Here is an 18,068-nt window from a genome sequence, read left to right as displayed (position 1 = left end):
GGCCTATGGAAAAAGGGAAAAACCCTTCGGCATCACGGGTGGAGATGACCCATCTCGTTCTTCCTTCGGATGCCAATGCGATGGGAAGCATTTTTGGCGGTCATGTAATGGGGTGGATCGATATGGCGGCGGCGATGGCGGCGATGCGCCATGCCCGCAAAAACTGTGTGACAGTCTCCATGGATGAACTGCACTTTATTTCCCCCGTCAAGGTCGGGCATATCCTGATGCTCAAGGCCTCAGTGAACTACACCCACAAGACCTCCCTGGAAGTAGGGGTCAAGGTAGAGGCGGAAGACCCCTTGACGGGAGAACATTGTCACACCGCCTCGGCCTATCTCACCTTTGTCTGCCTGGATGCCGACGGCAAACCAACTCCAGTCCTGCCGGTCCTCCCTGAGACCCCCCTGGAGAAAAGACGCTTTAAAGAAGCGGCCGATCGCCGCCAGCTTCGACTCAAGGTCCGCGAGGAGCGAAAGAAGGCGCGGACGTAAACCAAATTGACTTTAACCGGCCTTTAATAATAGAACCAATCCAATGTCTTTAGAGGTCAAATTCAAGGAGCTGGAAAAACGGCGTGCCGATGCGGAGTTGGCCGGTGGCAAGGAACGGATTGATAGGCAACATGAGTCTGGTAAACTGACCGCCCGGGAACGGGTCGAAAAACTCCTCGACCCCGAGAGTTTTGTCGAAATTGACAAGTTTGTGACCCACCGCTCGACAGAATTCGGGATCGATCGGCAAAAAATTCTGGGGGATGGCGTCGTGACCGGTCATGGGACGATCGACGGCCGGCTCGTTTTTGTCTTTGCCCAGGATTTCACCACCTTCGGCGGATCGTTGGGGGAGGCGTATGCCACCAAAATTTGCAAGATCATGGATCATGCAATGAAGGTGGGGGCGCCGGTGATCGGCTTGAACGATTCCGGCGGCGCCCGGATCCAGGAAGGGGTTCAAAGCCTGGCCGGTTATGCTGACATCTTTCAACGGAATGTGATGGCCTCCGGGGTGATTCCGCAGATCTCGGTCATCATGGGACCTTGCGCCGGCGGCGCGGTTTATTCCCCGGCGATGACCGATTTTATCATCATGGTCAAAAACAGGGCCCATATGTTTATCACCGGGCCGGACGTTATCAAGACGGTAACCCATGAGCAGGTGACCAAAGAAGATCTGGGGGGGGCGGTCAGTCACAGCAGTAAATCCGGTGTCTCTCATTTTGCGGCCGAAGACGAAGGAGATTCCCTCCGGTTGGTCCGTGAATTGATGAGTTATCTCCCCTCCAACAATCTGGAGGAGTCACCGCTTAAGGATTTTCCAAAAGATGTCGATGCTGAAAACCCTTGGGTCGAGGACCCTTCATTGGATCAGATCATTCCGGATAGTGCCAACAAGCCGTATGACATGAAAGCACTGATTCATGGCATTATTGACAGGGGTAGTTTTCTGGAGGTCCAGCCGCTCTGGGCCAGGAACATGATTGTTGGTTTTGCCCGGATGAACGGGCGGACCGTTGGTATTGTGGCCAATCAGCCGGCGGTCCTGGCCGGCTGTCTGGATATCAATGGTTCGATCAAGGGGGCCCGGTTTGTCCGGTTTTGCGACTGTTTCAATATTCCGATCCTCACCTTTGTGGATGTCCCCGGATTCTTACCCGGTTCGGATCAGGAATTTGGTGGAATCATCAAACATGGGGCCAAACTCCTTTACGCCTTCTGTGAGGCGACGGTTCCCAAGGTGACGGTGATTACCCGCAAGGCGTACGGCGGGGCGTATGACGTGATGAGCTCCAAACATGTGCGTGGCGATGTCAACTTGGCCTATCCTACGGCGGAGATCGCCGTGATGGGGCCGGATGGGGCGGTCAATATTATTTTTAAAAACCAACTCAGCCAGTCAAAATCGCCGGAGGCTGAAAGGGCACGGCTCGTCGAAGAATACCGCAACACCTTTGCCTCTCCTTACAAGGCGGCCGAGCTAGGCTATATTGATGAAGTGATTTTCCCCAGGGAAACGCGGTCTCGTGTGATCCGAGCCCTCAAGATGTTGGAAAACAAGCGCGACAAAAACCCCCCAAAAAAACACGGAAATATACCGCTGTAAGGGCGTCCGCCTCAGGCGGACGCCCTTACTTGAACCCCTCGGGGAATCGTTCAGCGTGGACCTTGGCGCCGTATTGCTTGTCGGCGATGACCGTAATCGGGGTGTTGTCCGATCGGCGGCGGAGGAGAAGTCCGGAGTTACCACGCCAAAAGGCCGTGTTGTTCCTCCGGTCTAGATTGAGATTGACGAACGTCTCCTGGATCTCCGGCCTATCCCAGCGCGGGTCGTAATTGGTAAAAATGCGGACCTGATAAGTTGGGGGCAGGGGTAAATTGGGCAAGGGGTAGAGGGTTCCGGTGACAAGGTCTTCGATCAAGAAATCGCCAAGGTTGACAGTTTCCGGAGAGATGTTGACAAGGCGGGCATATTCATCTTCTGCCTTTGGCCATCGGGCGTTCGCCTGAGGGTGGTAGCTGGTAAAATAGAGGGGACCGCGATAATTGAAAACCCCTTTCTCCTCCAGGCCCCAGATCCCCCTCTTTTCCTTTATGGCCTCGCGAAATTCATAGAAGTGGTAGGGGGACTCCGGCCAGAAGGTAAACGGAAAGGCAAGCCCATTCCGGACCAGTTCTTGAGCCACATTGGTTTTGGGACTGGTTTCATTGGCAACGAGGGCGTCGCCGATTATCCGGCAATAACCGTCGCGGAGACGATCGTCGTGTGTTGTTTTATCCCGATTCCGGCATTCCCTCGGTTGATCCAGACGGTCGTTCCGGACCCAAATTTCTCCGTTGTGATTCCGAAAGAGGCTGTCGACAAAGAGAAACGCCTCGGTCGCCCCCGGTTCGCCGCGCTCACACCGTTGAAGAGGGCTTTCCCCTTTTCTCCAATTCCAGCCGCATTCCGGTGTATTGATCCCTGCCAAACGGAGTGTATCACTGCCGCCTCCTGGTGCTACGTTCACGGTATCCCCATCCACCGTGTAGGACTCTTCTTCCACCCCTTGGTCATTGGTGGTGACCCTGCGGATAATTTTCCAGGGACCTTCTTCATTCGGTTCCGGCGAGACGGCCGGTTTTGCCTTGGCAGGGACCGGCGGATTGACAGCATACGGGCCGCTGGGAACGGTGCATTGAAAGGCCAAGACGCTCGGTCCCGGAAAGCTGACCTTGCGGAATCGCTTCAGTCCCTCACAGTCTTTTCCTTTGTCCCCTTCCGGGCAGTGATGGATCGTCCAACCGTAACGGATTTCCGGCGCAATCTGGACCTCTCCAAGGCGGGGGTTCGTGACGATGACCTGGTCTTGGGCCCAGGCCTGCAGGGCCATGTAGGGTTCTCCTAAAAACTGTGCCCGTGCCGTCTCGCCACCCCCCTCAGGGAGGTAGGTGCAAAACCATTTTTGGAGATGGTCTTGAATGACGCCGCGGGGAAGAATTGGGGAAGCAGGGGGGGGCATGTTATTGGTGGTTCTTATCGGTGGGTGACAAAAAGAGTTGCTATCAAAAACAGCTTTGATAGAGGGGGAGGGATGATTTATAAGGAGTTAGGTCCTACGGGGGTCAAGGTCAGCGCGATCGGTCTGGGGGGGATGCCGATGTCTCTCAAGGGAAGGCCCCGTGAAGAACAGTCGATCCGGGTGATTCATCGTGCCCTTGATTTAGGGGTGACGTTGATCGACACCGCCGATTCCTACTGTCAGGATGAATCGGACAAACATCATAACGAAAGGCTGATTGCCAAGGCGTTAAAAAGTAGGGGCGCGGCGAGTAGCGCCCCTACCCAGGAAATTATTGTGGCGACCAAGGGCGGATTAATGCGTCCTGGTGGGGATTGGGTGACCAACGGGGATCCAAAACATATTGCCAGGACGATTCGCGAAAGTTTTGAGGCATTGGGGGGAGAAAGGCCGATTGCGCTCTGGCAACTCCATGCCCCGGATGACCGGTACCTGATTGAGGAAACATTAAGACCGGTGAAAGAGGCCGTTGATGAGGGACTCATCCGTTTTGTCGGGCTCTCGAATGTTTCGGTGGAGGAGATCCGTCGGGCCAGAAAAATCGTCGACATTGTTTCAATCCAAAATCGTTACAACCCCTGGTGCCGGGATCCGGAAAAAGATGGGGTGTTGGCCTATTGTGAAAAAGAAAAACTGACCTTTTTGCCCTGGAGCCCGTTGGGGGGGAGTTATCGTGTGGGGCAGATTGGGCAGATCCCGGTGTTCCAGGAGATTTCCCAAAAGAGGACTGTTTCTCCTTATCAGGTGGTGCTGGCCTGGCTCATGGCCAAGTCGCCTTGTGTCGTTCCTATTCCAGGGGCGAGCCGGGTGGAGAGCATCGAGGATTCAGTCAAGGCGGCGGAAATGACCCTGTCGGTCGAGGAAATAAGGCAGATCGACAAGGCTATAACCTGATTTTTTTCTCCAACCAGGCATCGAGAGAGAACCGACCCGGCCCGAAGGCCAGAAGGATCAACGTTACCAGCAAAAAGAGAAATGGAGCCTGATCGATAAAATTCTCGGGGTCGCTCAGAATATTTCGTGTCGCTTCGATATGGGCCGTGAGATAGGCCACGATCATGGTGATCGAAAGGGGGATTGCCGCAAGCCTTGAGCCAAGGCCGAGGACGAGAAGCATCCCTCCCAGAAGTTCGGTGCTGCCGACCAGATAGGCGCTGGCGAGTGGTAAAGGAATATGAAGACCCTGGAAGAATTCAAAAACCTTTTCAATATTTGTTAGTTTCCCCTTTCCTGCCAGGATAAACTGTGCCCCCCAGTAGAGCCTCAGGAGCAAGAGGAGAGGGCTTTGCAGGTGACTGGCAAGGGAAACTAGTTTGTCATAGGTCTGTCTCATTATGGTTCGACTGTCGCTTCAGCCGGAGGCTGATCCGTCCTTTGGCGGACACCATGTCCATATCAGAATTCGATTGCCCCGACTACTCCTTTTTGTTACGTAGGGGCAGACCTATGTGTCTGCCCGGGCGGCCACATGGGGCCGCCCCTACATGTTCAAAAAAATTCTTATCGCCAACCGTGGAGAGATTGCCCTCAGGGTGATCCGGACCTGCCGGGAGTTGGGGATCCAAACGGTAGCGGTCTATTCGGAGGCGGATCGCCTTTCTCTCCCTGTCCGGTTTGCAGAGGAGGCCTATCTTTTGGGACCGGCTCCGGCGCGCGAGAGCTATCTCGATATTGATAAAATTCTGGCGGTGGCCAAAAAAGCGGGTGTGGAGGCGATCCACCCCGGCTACGGTTTTCTGTCCGAGAACGCCGACTTTGCTGAGCGGTGTCAGGAAGAGGGGATTGTCTTCATCGGCCCTTCCCCAAAGGCGATGGCCGCTTCGGGAGACAAGCTGGCGGCCAGGGAATTGGCCAAAAAGGCCAAGGTTCCTTCTGTTCCCGGTCTCCTGGCTGTTCTCCAGGATGCGGTTGAAGCCAAGCGGGAAGCGGCTTTGATGAAATACCCGGTGATCCTCAAGGCGAGGGCAGGGGGGGGAGGCAAGGGGATGCGTCGGGTAAATCGGGTTGAGGAGATGGAGTCCGCCTTCCGTCTCGCCAGCTCTGAAGCAGCACAGTCTTTTAGAGACGGTTCTCTTTACATGGAAAAATATATTGAGAACCCGCACCATGTAGAATTGCAGATCTTGGGGGATAAAAAAGGGAACATCATTTGTCTTGGGGAGAGGGAGTGTTCGGTTCAAAGGAGGCACCAGAAGATTATTGAAGAGTCTCCCTCGCCGTTTATTTCTGAGAAAACGAGGCAGGCGATGATCAAAGCGGCGATCCAGCTTGGAAAGGCGGCTGGTTATTACGGGGCGGGGACGGTGGAATGTCTTGTCGATAAGAATCAAAAATTCTATTTTTTGGAGGTGAACGCCCGTCTGCAGGTGGAACATCCAGTGACAGAGATGGTGACCGGGCTTGATCTGGTACGGGCCCAGATCGAGATTGCGGCGGGGGGAAAATTGTCAGAAATTGTAGGGGCGAACCCACGTGTTCGCCCATCTGGGAAGGGCAGACACATGGGTCTGCCCCTACATGGTTACGCAATGGAATGTCGTATCTACGCCGAAGATCCGGATCACGATTTCCTCCCTTCACCGGGAAAGATCACCCATCTGCGTAACCCTGAAGGACCCGGTGTTCGCGTCGATTCGGCCGTTTACCCGGGCTGTGAAATCTCCGTCTACTACGACCCGATGATCGCCAAACTGATCACCTGGGGAAGGACACGGCAGGAGGCGATACAGAGGATGCGGCGTGCCTTGAAGGAATACGAAATCATCGGGATCAAGACGAATATCTCTTTTCATAAACGGATTCTCGAACACCCCGATTTTCTGAAGGGGAGATACGATACCGGTTGGATCGAACGAAACATTTTTGAATTGAAGAGGGAAAGGCGCCAAGGGTTGGAGGAGATCGCAAAAATCGCGGTGGAGATTCATCAGAAGACTTCTCTTCTTAAGGAGGAGAGGAGCGAGGGGGCGGAGTCTCGTTGGAAGACCATCTCTTTGCAAGAGGGACTCCGATGAGTAATAACCAGGCGAGCCCCTCTATTGACTACAGAGTTTTGGGTCCGGGACATTACTCCCTGCTTGTGGATGGAAAATCTTACGAGGTTTTTGTCCGCAAAGAAAAACAGGGTTTTGTTGTCGAGATTGACGGTTGGGTGGATCACCCTTACCTGATTCCGGTTGGATCGGAGAGGGCCAACGGGGAGTCTTCATCTCAAGCTGCTTCTGGTAACGAGGTTGTCGTTTCTCCGATGCCGGGAAGGGTGATCGGGATCAAGGTTCAGGTGGGGCAAGCGGTCAAACCGGGGGACAGCTTGGTTGTCGTTGAGGCGATGAAGATGGAGAATGAACTCCAGACAAGCGTCTCCGGTACGGTTAAAGAAATTCTTGTCAAACAAGGACAAACGGTCGAGGCGGGGCAGGGTCTGGTGGTGATTGAATGAGTGAAAGAGAAGAGAAAGATTATCTGGAAACCCTTGGCTTTCCGGGCCAATTCCCTTTCACGCGTGGAGTTCAGCCGACAATGTATCGTGGCCGGCTCTGGACCATGAGGCAATACGCCGGTTTCGGGACGGCGGAGGAGACCAACAAGCGGTTCAAGTATCTACTCGCCCACGGACAGACCGGACTTTCGGTTGCCTTCGACCTGCCAACCCAAATGGGGTACGACTCCGACCACCCGATGGCGAAGGGAGAGGTGGGGCGGGTCGGGGTGGCGATCGACTCGGTCGAGGATATGGAAACCCTCTTTTCCGGCATCCCGCTGGACAAGGTTTCCACATCCATGACGATCAATGCGACGGCGATGATTCTTCTCTGTCTTTATAGGGTTGTTGCTGAAAAACAGGGAGTCCTGCTGACAGCGCTACGGGGGACGGTGCAGAATGATATTTTGAAGGAATACATCGCCCGCGGGACCTATATTTATCCTGTCAAACCGTCGCTTCGTCTGATCACCGATCTTTTTACCGACTGTCAGAAAAATCTCCCCAACTGGAATGTCATCAGTGTTTCCGGTTACCATATGAGGGAGGCGGGATGTACGGCGGTGCAGGAGGTGGCTTTTACCCTTTTGGACGGGATGACCTATCTGGATGCGGCGATCGCCGCCGGTTTGCAGGTGGATGCTATCGCCCCGCAAATTTCGTTTTTTTTCGGAGTTCACAACAATTTTCTGGAAGAGATTGCCAAATTTCGGGCGGCGAGAAGGCTCTGGGCCAAAATCATGAAGGAGCGGTACAAGGCGCAGAAGGAGGATTCACTCAAACTCCGTTTTCACAGCCAGACCGCCGGCGTCTCCCTGACGGCGCAACAACCTAAAAATAATATTGCCCGGGTGACCCTTCAGGCGTTGGCCGCCATACTCGGAGGGACACAGTCCCTCCATACCAACTCGTTTGATGAGGCGTTGGCATTGCCGACGGAGGAGTCGGCCCGGATTGCCCTTCGGACCCAGCAGATCATTGCGCATGAATCGGGGGTCCCCAACACGGTTGACCCGGTGGCTGGTTCTTATGCGATCGAGTCCATGACTGATGAGATTGAAAAAGGGGCGAAGGTCTATTTCGACAAGGTGGAGAAAATGGGGGGGATGATCCCGGCGATCGAAAAAGGGTTTGTGCAGAAAGAGATCCAGAATGCCGCTTTTGATTATCAAAAAGAGGTGGAGGCCAAAAGACAGGTCCTTGTCGGGGTGAACGAATTTTGTGACGATGACAAGAAGGAGATGCCCCTGCATAAGATCGACCCCTCTATTGAGAAAAGGCAGAAAGCAAAGGTAATAGCGTATAAAAAACAAAGAAATAACAAAAAGATAAACAAAGTTATTAAAGAATTAGAAGAAGGTGCGAGGGGTGGTGAAAATCTGATGCCTCTTGTCTTGGAGGCGGTTGGGAATCAGGCAACCTTGGGGGAGATCTCGGATAGTTTAAGAAAGGTCTTTGGGCTTTATCGGGAAAATATTGTCGTCTAAGGGTGCTTCACCCAAAGAAACCTGATCACCAGCAGGGCAATCTCATACAACGCGAGTAACGGAATGGCGAGCAGACACTGGGAGAGGATATCCGGTCCCGGGGTGAGGAGTCCGGCCAATAGAAAGACAAGAACGACTACATAACGTCTGGCTTTTGACAATTGCTGAGGAGTGACCAACCCGATCTTTGCCAGGACGAAGAGAAAAAGCGGGAAGAGAAAAGCGAGCCCAAAACCGAGGAGCAGTTTGACCGTAAAATCAAGATAGCTCTCCATGCGGGGGAAATATTGAATACCGGTCCCTTCGAGGATGCTGACGAAGAAGGGAAAACCGGCCGGGAAAACCACAAAATAACCAAACGAGGCCCCGCCGATAAAAAGGAGGCTGGCGGTCAGGACAAAACCGATCGCCCCCTTCCGCTCCCTGTTATAAAGTCCGGGGGCCACGAATTTCCAGATCTGGTAAAAGACAAACGGGGAGGCGAGAAAGATCCCGGCAATCAGGGACACCTTGAGGTAGCTCGTGATCGCCTCCACCGGACCGGTCACGATAAAACTGCTCCCGCTTGGCAAGGCCTTAAGCATCGGTCTTTCCAGGAGGGAATAGATCTGCTTTGAAAAATAGAGTGTGACCACGAGCGAGGCCAAGAGGGCCATGAAGGAGCGGATGAGGCAGACCCGGAGTTGGGTTAGATGTTCCAGAATGCCCGCCTTGGCCTCCAGTTCCGGTAATTCGCCATTCATTTGATTTCCTTTTCCAGGGCCTCGCGGAGATCTTCCACCGCTTTTTTGGCCTTCTTCGTCCAGCGGCCGAGGGTTGTTGCTATTTCAGGGAGTCTCTTGGGCCCGATGAAGATCAGGGCCAGGATCAGGACCAAGGTTATTTCGCCGCCGCCAAGATCAAACATTTTTATTCCTCATTTACTCCTCCTCATTAATACCCAAATAAAAATTCAATCCCGCGGGAGGATGAGGTCTCTTTTTCTGCCGCGGCCGCTTCCGGTGTCGATTCCGCGACCTCCTGTTTCTTGCTCAAGGGGGCTGAACCACCCATCAGGGTATCGATCTTGGCCACCTCGAATCCCTTGGGAGGTTCAAAGGAAGCAACCGGTTTATCCTTCAGGACCTCCTGCATATAGGAGAGCCAGACAGGGGCGGCAATAACACCTCCGGTCATCTTTTCCCCCAGTTTTTTCTTGTTGTCATAACCGATCCAGACACCGGTAAGCAGGTCCGGGGTGAAGGCGACGAACCAGCAGTCGGTTTCATCGTTGGTGGTTCCGGTCTTCCCGGCGGCAGGACGTTTCAACTCTTTCGCCTTGAAGCCGGTGCCGCTGTTGACGACCTCCGAGAGGAGACTAACCATCAGGTGGGCTGTTTGGGGGGAGATCGCAAAACCCTCGGGGATGCTGGTGCCGTAAAGGATCTTCATCTCTTCGTTGGAAATTTTCAGATTTTCCCTCTCAATGACCTTTTTACCGGCTTCAAAGAGGGGTGTGTTCAGTTCCTCGGTGTTGGCCTCCTTTTTCCGTTTTTTCCCCTTCGGGGAATCCCCTTCGGACCCCTCTTGGGCCATAACAATAGCCTCGGGCTGTTTAGGGGGCTGGTATTGCTCCAGAACCTTGCCGTTTTGATCAACGACCTTTGTGATCATGAAGAGTTTGGGCCGGATACCGTGGTTGGCAAAAGTGCCATAGGCGGTTGTCAGATCCTGCAAGGTGATATCGGAAGCGCCGAGGGCGCTGGAAAGATAGCGGTGGATTGGTGTGGTGATCCCCAGTTTACGGGCATAGGCGATCGTGTAATCGACGCCGATATCGTAGAAGATCTTAACGGCGATGATGTTGACCGAATGGGCTAGTGCCGTTCGAACAGTCATCAGGCCATTATGCTTGTTGCCATAATTTTTTGGGCTGTAAAATTCGGTGGAACTGACCTGAAATGTGACCGGACCGTCAACGACAGGGGTTCTGGGAGAGTAGCCTTTATCGAGCGCGGCGCTGTAGATAATCGGTTTGAAGGCGCTTCCCGGTTGCCGGTAAGCCTGTGTCGCCCGGTTGAATTCACTTCGGGCAAAATCATACCCGCCGATGATCGCCCTGATCTTGCCAGTTACCGGTTCATAGGAAAAAATGGCCCCTTCCACCTTCGGTTCCTGGCTTAGAACAAAATAGGAATCATCCGGGTTGGCATTTTTTTTCTGGACCCAGAGGAGATCCCCCTTTTTGAGCGGCCGCCAGGCCCATTGCTTGTCTTCATTCAGGATGATTCCCTTCTTATGACCGATCAGGGTTTTTAGAAACTTCGGGTCTGTATCGGTTACCACCGCTTTATAGGGTTTATCGGTCTTGAGTGTCGGGTGACGCATCTCTTCGGTTTCCACGAACCCTCCGTCACCGGAGATCATCACGTAAGGAACCTCCTGGGAAACGATGTCAGCATGGATCTGATCGGCAGTCTCCCCGATTTGAGCGGGAGCGACGGTTTCGATCGGCCCGCGGAACCCCTGTCTCCGGTCTACGGAACGGAGCCCGTCCTTCAACGCCTTTTCAGCCGCCTTGTTTGCCTTGAGATCGGCGGTGGTGTAGATCTTTAAGCCCCCTTGATAGATCAGGTCGCTGCCGTATTTCTCCATCAGGGCCCGCCGGACGTTCTCCGTAAAGTAAGGGGCGTACTGGTTGTTAAATTCCTTGTCGATCCCGGCCCGGTAGATCTTGAGAGGCTCCTTCAGGGCCGCCTCAGCCTCCTTTTTCTTGACATAGCCGTTGTCCACCATCTGGTTCAAGACATGTTGCTGTCTCTCTTTTGCCTGTTTTGGCGAGATGATCGGGTTGAATGAGGAGGGGGCTGAAGGGAGGCCGGCAATGATGGAGATTTCGGCCAAGGTCAGCTCCCGGGCATTTTTATGAAAATAGTTTCTTGCCGCCGCCTCGATCCCATAGGCCCGGTTTCCCAGATAGATCTGGTTTAGGTATAAGAAAAGAATCTGTTCTTTGCTGAGGTGTTGCTCGATCTGGGTAGCGAGGATCGCCTCCTTGATTTTTCGCCCTAATTTCTTTTCCCGCGTTAGGAGAAGGGAGCGGGCGACCTGCTGGGTGATGGTGCTTCCCCCCTGGACCACATGTCCCGCCTTGAGGTTTTCATAAAAGGCCCTGACGATACTGCGGATATCGACGCCGCGATGGTCCCAGAAACGGGAGTCTTCACTGGCAACGAAGGCGTTGATCACCAATTCCGGGATCTCCTTGTAGGGGAGAAGGGTGCGGCACTCATCCCAGAAGACACCGATCATCTGCCCATCTTCGGCGTAGACCTCGCTGACGAGAGGGGGTTTGTATTCGGTAATGCTGGTCAGTTTCGGAAGGTCGCGCGAGAAATAGAGATAAAAATAGAGACCGATGGCAAGGATGCCTATCGTTGAAAGGAGTGTCAGCCCAAACAGGATTTTGGCCAATCGGTCCAGTCTTTGGAAAAAACTCAGGCGCGGCAAGGAGGACGACATGGGGTGCGCCCCTTCTAACATAAATGTTGGGGGACATCAAGTAGGGGGAAAAAACCGCTTGATTCTTTCTGGTAAAGGACTATAAACCCCGGTTCAACTTTATTGGGGGAGGGGGTCATGAAAGAGGATTGGCGGAGTGGGGTGAGTTTTCTGGCAGGTTTTGTCTTGGTCCTGGCGATGGCCCTTTCGAATTGCGTCTTTGAAAAGAAACAACAAGAAGGAGGAGTTGTTGAGGGTGCTTCACCCGAGGGTGTTCCACCCGAGGGTGTGCCGCCGACTGAGCCGGTTCCGGTGACCAGCTTTACGGCCCCTGCTGAGGTACCGCCGCCACCGCCCGTCTCCGAGGTGGCCCCTCCTCAGGGAGTCCCTGCACCGCAAAGCATGCCGACCATCCCTGTGCCACAGGGGGTCCCTGCGCCGACCCCTCCTGTTGTCGGGACCCTTCCTCCGGGATCACCACCGGTAGTTCCGGTTCCTCTGGTGCCGACCGGTTCCCCTGTTGTGACAACTCCAGAATCGGCCCCGAGGACCAATCCGAGCCCAACGCTTGTGGTACCTGCCGTACCGCCGTCCGTGACCTCCATGGCCCCCGGACCGATAACAATCCGGGTCACCCCGCCACCCCCCGCCACGGCGCCACAAAGTCCGACACCGATGGCTCCTCCGGCAACACTACCGCAGCCCACACCACTGGTGACGGCCCCCGCTCCCTCCCCTCCACCGCCTCCCGCCTCATCAACACAGCCGATGGTACCAGCTCAGCCGATGGCACCGGCCCTGCCGGCGGCACCAGTCCAAGGGGGGACCGTTCCTTCCGGGGCGAGGACGGGGTATTAGATTTTTTTGATTCGCATCCCGTAAAAAGAACGCCAGACAAAAAAGAGTCCGACCAGGAAAAGAACAGTGCCGATCGTCTGCGCGATATCCTTGGCGGAGACCGCGATTTCCACCGCCAACAAGCCGAAGAGGGTGGTGAACTTGATGATCGGGTTCAAGGCGACCGACGAAGTGTCCTTGTACGGATCGCCGACAGTGTCACCGATAATGGTTGCGGCATGGAGCGGCGTCCCTTTTTCCCTCAAGTCCACCTCGACAACCTTCTTGGCGTTGTCCCAAGCCCCTCCGGCGTTTGCCATAAATATCGCCTGAAAGAGGCCAAAAACGGCAATGGCGATCAGGTAGCTGGCAAAGAAGGTCGGGTCAAAGCAGGCGAAGGCCAAAGTGAATGAAAAAATGACCCCAAAAATATTGATCATGCCGTTCTGGGCATACTGGGTGCAGATCTTCACGACCTCTTTGGAATCTTTCACCGAGGCCCTCTCCGCACTTTCGAGCCGGATATGTTTTTTGATAAATTCAACCGCCCGATAAGCCCCGGTGCTGACCGCCTGGATGGAGGCTCCGGTGAACCAGTAGATAACCGCCCCTCCGGTGATCAGACCCAAAAGGACCTTTGGATTGAGAAGGTCCAGCTTCAGATTGAGGAGGAGAATAATCGAGAAAATCATCGTAGTCGCCCCGATCACGGCAGTTCCGATTAAGACCGGTTTGGCGGTTGCCTTAAAGGTATTACCGGCCGAATCGTTTTCCTCCAGAAGGGCCTTTCCTTTGTTAAAGTCCGGTCTAAACCCGAAATCTTTTTCGATCTCTGAAGAGACGTTCGGGATTGTCTCAATCTGGGAAAGCTCAAAGATCGATTGGGCATTGTCGGTGACAGGGCCGTAACTGTCTACCGCGATGGTGACCGGTCCCATCCCCAAAAAGCCGAAGGCGACGAGCCCAAAGGCAAAGACGGAAGGGTAGACCATGTAGGCATCCAGTCCGGAAAGGCTGGTCAGGAAAGCGATCAACATCAGGCCGACCATCACCATCCCTTTCCAGAAGGCGCTAAAGTTGCCGGCGACAAGACCGGCAAGGATCGTGAGCGAGGCCCCTCCTTCGCGCGAGGCATTGACGATCTCCGAAACATGTTTTGACTTGGCGGAGGTGAAGATCTTGGTGAATTCAGGGATCAATGCGCCGGCCGCCGTGCCGCAACTGATGATCGTCGACAGTTTCCACCAGAGCGTTGCATCCATGTCGTGCAGGAGGAGATAACTGACGGTGTAGGTGACGCCGATCGATAAAATCGAGGTGAGCCAGACAAGGCTTGTGAGAGGGGCCTCAAAGTTAAAATGAGGCTTGTTGCCGTAAAGCATTTTGGAAACAAAGGTATTCAAACTATAAGAACCGATCGAGGTGATGATCATCAAGACGCGCATCGCAAAGATCCAGACGATCAACTTGGACTGGACCTCGAGGCCGGTGGAGGAAAGAGAGAGTTTTCCGTCCGGTCCCATCATCATCCCGACGGCCAGAACGATAAAGCTGATCAACGCGACGCCGGTCACGCCATAGGTTTCGAAGCCGTCTGCTGTCGGGCCGACGGAATCTCCCGCGTTGTCCCCCGTGCAGTCGGCAATAACTCCCGGGTTTCGGGCGTCATCTTCCTTGATATTAAAGACGATCTTCATCAGGTCGCTCCCGATATCGGCGATCTTCGTGAAAATTCCGCCGCAGATCCGGAGGGCGGAGGCCCCCAGCGATTCCCCGATCGCGAAACCGACGAAACAGGCGCCGGCCGACTCGCGCGGGACAAAGAGCAGGATATAGATCATCATGAACAGTTCGACGCAGATCAGCATCACGCCGATCGACATCCCGGAACGGAGCGGGATCGACATGACCGGATACGGTTTCCCCTCCAGCGAGGCGAAGGCGGTCCGGCTGTTGGCGAGCGTATTGATCCGGATTCCGAACCAGGCTACCGCGTAGGACCCCAGGATCCCCAGAATCGACCAAAGGAGGATCAGCAGGACCCGCGGCAACTCGAGGTGTTGCAGGGCATAGAAATAGTAAAAAATGGCCCCCCCGATCAACGCCTCCAGCAAAATGAGAAAACGTCCCTGTTGCAGGAGGTAGGTCTTGCAAGTCTCGTAGATCAGGCTGGAAATCTCCAGCATGGAACGGTGGGCCGGGAGTTTTTTGATTTTTAAAAATTCCAGGAGTCCGAAAAGCATCCCCAAGACGGAAACGACGAGACCCCACTTCATCAGGGTCACGCCGGAGATCATCGAACCAAAAAGTATAAATTGACTTGTGAGCTCTGGGATACGGAGCTCCGCTTCACTGGCAAGAACAACACCGGGAGCGATGACGCCCAGTAAGGCGATGAGCAATGAAAGCATAGGTCTCCTCCTTATAATTGGTGACAAAGTCGGGGGAATCTAGAGAAAATCAAAAGTTTTGTCAATTGTTCTACGGGAATAATCCACGAACGAGCATGGCGGATGAAATCTTGCGGATCGCCCGGATCAGAGAGGCGGTCCGAAGGTCGGTTTTTTCCTTTTGGGCCAGGTCCCAGGTTTCGTGGAAGGAGCGGCCCATCATCTCCCAGAGTTTTTTATTGATCTCTTTTTCGGACCAGAAGAAGTTTTGCAGATCCTGGACCCACTCAAAGTAGGAAACGATCACACCGCCCGCGTTGGCTAAAATATCCGGAATGACGTAAATATCTCCGCGTTCTTTGATAATTTGGTCCGCTTCATCGGTGGTCGGGCCGTTCGCCCCTTCGGCCATGATCTGACAACGGAGGCGGGGGGCATTCTTTTTGGTGATCACCCCCCCTGTGGCGGCGGGGATCAGAACGGTGCAGGGGAGTTCGAGCAGTTGTTCGTTGGAAACCGGTTCCGCCTCCGGATACCCTTCCAGATACCTGTTCTTCCCGATCCATTCGACCAATTTGCTGATAGTGAACCCTTTGGGGTTGTAGATTCCCCCTTTGACGTCGGAGACGGCGATCACCTGGCAACCGATTTTTTCCGCCTTGCGCGCCGCCGCGTAACCGACCTGACCGAATCCCTGAATGGCGAGGGTTGTTTTGTCGTTCAATTTCAATTTGAGTTTGTCTGCCGCCGCCAGGAGACAGTAAATGACCCCTCGACCGGGGGCCTCTTTTCTGCCGAGGGAGCCGCCGATCGCGATCGGTTTGCCGGTCACCACCTCCGGAATGGAGTACCCTTTTTGATGGCTATAGGTGTCCATCAACCAGGCCATCACCTGTTCGCTGGTCCCCATGTCGGGGGCGGGGATGTCGACCTCCGGGCCGATGAAATTAATAATCTCCGAGGTATAACGCCGTGTCAGCCGTTGGAGTTCCTGACGCGACAGGGGGGTCGGGTCGATCTGCACACCCCCTTTGGCCCCGCCGAGAGGAAGACCGACCACCGCCGTTTTCCAGGTCATCAGCATCGCGAGGGCGGTCACTTCCCCCAGATTGACGCTGGTGTGATAGCGGATCCCTCCTTTATAAGGGCCTAAGGAATCGTTGTGTTGAACGCGGTACCCAGGCACCACGCGGACCGTTCCATCATCCATCCGGAAAGGGACGGAGACGATCAGCGCCCGTTCCGGGACACGGAGCCGGTTAAAAATATTGGGGTCGAGCGAGATTTTTTTGGCCACCCGCTCAAACTGGGTCCGGACCTCGTGGAGAAGATCGCTGTCCCACTCGACCGAACCAGACTGTTTTCCGTTGTGATTATAAGTTTCCATTTACCCAAAAGTTTTCGGATGACGGAGACCGTCCCGCGCGATTTTGAAAAAACCTTGTCTGTTTCCCTTTACGATGAGGGCCCAGCCGATGGCGAGGACGATATAGACAACGGCATAGATATTTCTGGCCTCTGTTGATGTGAAGAAAAGTTGTGTGCCGAAGAGGACAAACAACAGAAGCGCCTCCGTAATGGAAAAGCGGAGATTCGCAATAACGACAATGGCAAAGAGCGATTGTGCCGCGGTCAGGAAGATCTCTTCCGACTGGCGGGCATCCATGACCATCGGGCCCCAGTGACCGGCCGACAGATTGTAGACCAGAGGGAGCATCCCGACAAGCAGGGTCCATTGATTGACCTTGGAGGAGACGAGTGTCCCTATGGAGGCCGAGGCCCGGGCCCGCAGGGCAAAGAGGATCGCTACAATAAATTCCGGTGATTCAGAGGCCAGGGGGGCCAACCACTGGACAAGAATGAACTCTTCAATTCCCCAATAGCGTCCCATTTCCAGAAGCCCCTCTGCGAACGGTTCTGCCGAAATAAAAATGGTGTAGCCGGAAAAGAGAAAGAAGAAGAGGGTGGCCAGGATCCGTTTCCCGCGCGGCCATCGGGCAAGGGCCACGATCGGCCCTTCGACCTCCGGTTCTTCATGATGGGCCCGTGTCGCCTGAAACATGTACCAGGCGAAGATCATCAGGAGGAAAATCGAATCGACCCAGGAGAGCGCTCCCTTAAACGGAATGACAAAACAATAAATCGTGGCGACCGAAAGGGCAAAAAGTTCGAGGCGGTTGACCGGTTCCAGGACCACTTCCCTCTTTTTTGTCTTAAAGAAATAGGCAAAAACGACCGCCGCCCAACCGACTCCGATCAGGAGCCGATTCGCGCCGGTCATGTTGGCGGTGGCGTAATGGATATATTCCGGATTTTTCCCCGCCTCCCAGGCAAAATACATATCGACCGCATATTCCGGCAAGACGGCAACCAGGGCCAAAAAGGCGATGGCGAGCGATTGGGGGATTTCGAACTGGGCCAGCTCCGCCCCCCAGGAGAGCATGAAGGCGGCCCCAAAGATCGCGAGTCCCGGAGCCAACGCAGACCAGGGATGGGACAGGTGGATCCCCAAGCCCTTGACGAGGATCCACTGGAGACAGAGGGTGGCGACGACGAAGAGGAATAAATTATTTTTTCTGGGAGAAGACATTGCGTGCCTCTTACAGATTCCATCCCTCTTTGACAAGGGTAAAAACAAACCCTCTCCGGGTTTGAACTGACCCGGTTTTTTTGACAGGGTTCTACTGAATCCCTAACAAAATCAGTCATCCTAAAATGGCACAAGGTTTGCTTCCGTAAGCGAGCACGTTAGAAACTTAAGGGGTCGGGATTTATTTTGTTAATCTTCAAAATATTTGTTATCATCAACCTTAAATAAACTTGAGGGGGGGTAT

15 protein-coding genes are annotated in these 18,068 nt (G+C 54.2%); 7 read left to right on the top strand and 8 right to left on the bottom strand.

Going from position 1 to position 18,068, the window contains the following annotated elements:
- The first annotated feature begins 5 nt into the window (after positions 1 to 5).
- Together HYS22_02610 and HYS22_02605 are read left to right on the top strand one after the other, a co-directional pair.
- Positions 6 to 494, top strand: coding sequence for an acyl-CoA thioesterase (locus HYS22_02610; GenBank protein ID MBI1909043.1), 489 nt, complete (start codon positions 6 to 8; stop codon positions 492 to 494).
- A gap of 43 nt (positions 495 to 537) precedes the next feature.
- On the top strand, positions 538 to 2,103 hold the full coding sequence (locus HYS22_02605) for an acyl-CoA carboxylase subunit beta (protein ID MBI1909042.1): 1,566 nt from the start codon (positions 538 to 540) through the stop codon (positions 2,101 to 2,103).
- A gap of 25 nt (positions 2,104 to 2,128) precedes the next feature.
- Here the strand turns inward: HYS22_02605 and HYS22_02600 are convergent, their stop codons facing one another.
- Complete coding sequence (locus HYS22_02600; protein ID MBI1909041.1) at positions 2,129 to 3,499, bottom strand: thermonuclease family protein; 1,371 nt, start codon at positions 3,497 to 3,499, stop codon at positions 2,129 to 2,131.
- Between the two features lie 72 nt (positions 3,500 to 3,571).
- Here HYS22_02600 and HYS22_02595 point away from each other — a divergent pair, with 72 nt between their 5' ends.
- On the top strand, positions 3,572 to 4,453 hold the full coding sequence (locus tag HYS22_02595; protein ID MBI1909040.1) for an aldo/keto reductase: 882 nt from the start codon (positions 3,572 to 3,574) through the stop codon (positions 4,451 to 4,453).
- On the opposite strand, the gene HYS22_02590 is transcribed toward HYS22_02595, so the two are convergent.
- On the bottom strand, positions 4,443 to 4,892 hold the full coding sequence (locus HYS22_02590) for a DoxX family protein (protein MBI1909039.1): 450 nt from the start codon (positions 4,890 to 4,892) through the stop codon (positions 4,443 to 4,445). The two genes, HYS22_02595 and HYS22_02590, sit on opposite strands and share 11 nt — an antisense overlap.
- 151 nt (positions 4,893 to 5,043) lie before the next feature.
- On the opposite strand from HYS22_02590, the gene HYS22_02585 reads away from it, so the two are divergent.
- Genes HYS22_02585 through HYS22_02575 form a run of 3 tightly spaced genes read left to right on the top strand, consistent with a single transcriptional unit; the run spans position 5,044 to position 8,527 of the window.
- Positions 5,044 to 6,573: an acetyl-CoA carboxylase biotin carboxylase subunit gene (locus tag HYS22_02585; protein ID MBI1909038.1), complete on the top strand. Its 1,530-nt coding sequence runs from the start codon at positions 5,044 to 5,046 to the stop codon at positions 6,571 to 6,573.
- A complete protein-coding gene (locus HYS22_02580) occupies positions 6,570 to 6,998 on the top strand; it encodes a biotin/lipoyl-binding protein (protein MBI1909037.1) in 429 nt (142 codons plus the stop codon). The genes HYS22_02585 and HYS22_02580 overlap by 4 nt, the downstream gene beginning before the upstream one ends.
- Positions 6,995 to 8,527, top strand: a complete 1,533-nt coding sequence (locus tag HYS22_02575) for a methylmalonyl-CoA mutase (protein ID MBI1909036.1) — start codon at positions 6,995 to 6,997, stop codon at positions 8,525 to 8,527. The genes HYS22_02580 and HYS22_02575 overlap by 4 nt, the downstream gene beginning before the upstream one ends.
- On the opposite strand, the gene tatC is transcribed toward HYS22_02575, so the two are convergent.
- Genes tatC through HYS22_02560 form a run of 3 tightly spaced genes read right to left on the bottom strand, consistent with a single transcriptional unit; the run spans position 8,524 to position 12,028 of the window.
- The gene (tatC, locus tag HYS22_02570) at positions 8,524 to 9,270 is read right to left on the bottom strand and encodes a twin-arginine translocase subunit TatC (GenBank protein MBI1909035.1); all 747 of its coding nucleotides are present in this window, start codon (positions 9,268 to 9,270) and stop codon (positions 8,524 to 8,526) included. The genes HYS22_02575 and tatC overlap by 4 nt on opposite strands.
- The gene (locus HYS22_02565) at positions 9,267 to 9,434 is read right to left on the bottom strand and encodes a twin-arginine translocase TatA/TatE family subunit (GenBank protein MBI1909034.1); all 168 of its coding nucleotides are present in this window, start codon (positions 9,432 to 9,434) and stop codon (positions 9,267 to 9,269) included. The genes tatC and HYS22_02565 overlap by 4 nt, the downstream gene beginning before the upstream one ends.
- 26 nt (positions 9,435 to 9,460) lie before the next feature.
- Positions 9,461 to 12,028 carry a PBP1A family penicillin-binding protein gene (locus HYS22_02560; protein MBI1909033.1) on the bottom strand — a complete coding sequence of 856 codons (2,568 nt, stop codon included), beginning with the start codon at positions 12,026 to 12,028 and terminating at the stop codon, positions 9,461 to 9,463.
- Between the two features lie 117 nt (positions 12,029 to 12,145).
- On the opposite strand from HYS22_02560, the gene HYS22_02555 reads away from it, so the two are divergent.
- A complete protein-coding gene (locus tag HYS22_02555; GenBank protein ID MBI1909032.1) occupies positions 12,146 to 12,865 on the top strand; it encodes a hypothetical protein in 720 nt (239 codons plus the stop codon).
- On the opposite strand, the gene HYS22_02550 is transcribed toward HYS22_02555, so the two are convergent.
- The 3 genes from HYS22_02550 to HYS22_02540 all read right to left on the bottom strand — a co-directional run bounded on the left by HYS22_02550 (position 12,862) and on the right by HYS22_02540 (position 17,824).
- Positions 12,862 to 15,255 carry a sodium-translocating pyrophosphatase gene (locus tag HYS22_02550; GenBank protein ID MBI1909031.1) on the bottom strand — a complete coding sequence of 798 codons (2,394 nt, stop codon included), beginning with the start codon at positions 15,253 to 15,255 and terminating at the stop codon, positions 12,862 to 12,864. The genes HYS22_02555 and HYS22_02550 overlap by 4 nt on opposite strands.
- 70 nt (positions 15,256 to 15,325) lie before the next feature.
- Complete coding sequence (locus HYS22_02545) at positions 15,326 to 16,621, bottom strand: Glu/Leu/Phe/Val dehydrogenase (protein MBI1909030.1); 1,296 nt, start codon at positions 16,619 to 16,621, stop codon at positions 15,326 to 15,328.
- Complete coding sequence (locus HYS22_02540; protein MBI1909029.1) at positions 16,622 to 17,824, bottom strand: sodium:calcium antiporter; 1,203 nt, start codon at positions 17,822 to 17,824, stop codon at positions 16,622 to 16,624.
- Positions 17,825 to 18,068: the final 244 nt, after the last annotated feature.

The organism is Deltaproteobacteria bacterium, assembly GCA_016177765.1.
Taxonomy (GTDB): domain Bacteria; phylum UBA10199; class UBA10199; order JACPAL01; family JACOUP01; genus JACOUP01.
The sequence above is the reverse complement of the archived record's forward strand: the minus strand, read 5'-3'. Positions and strand labels throughout refer to the sequence as shown.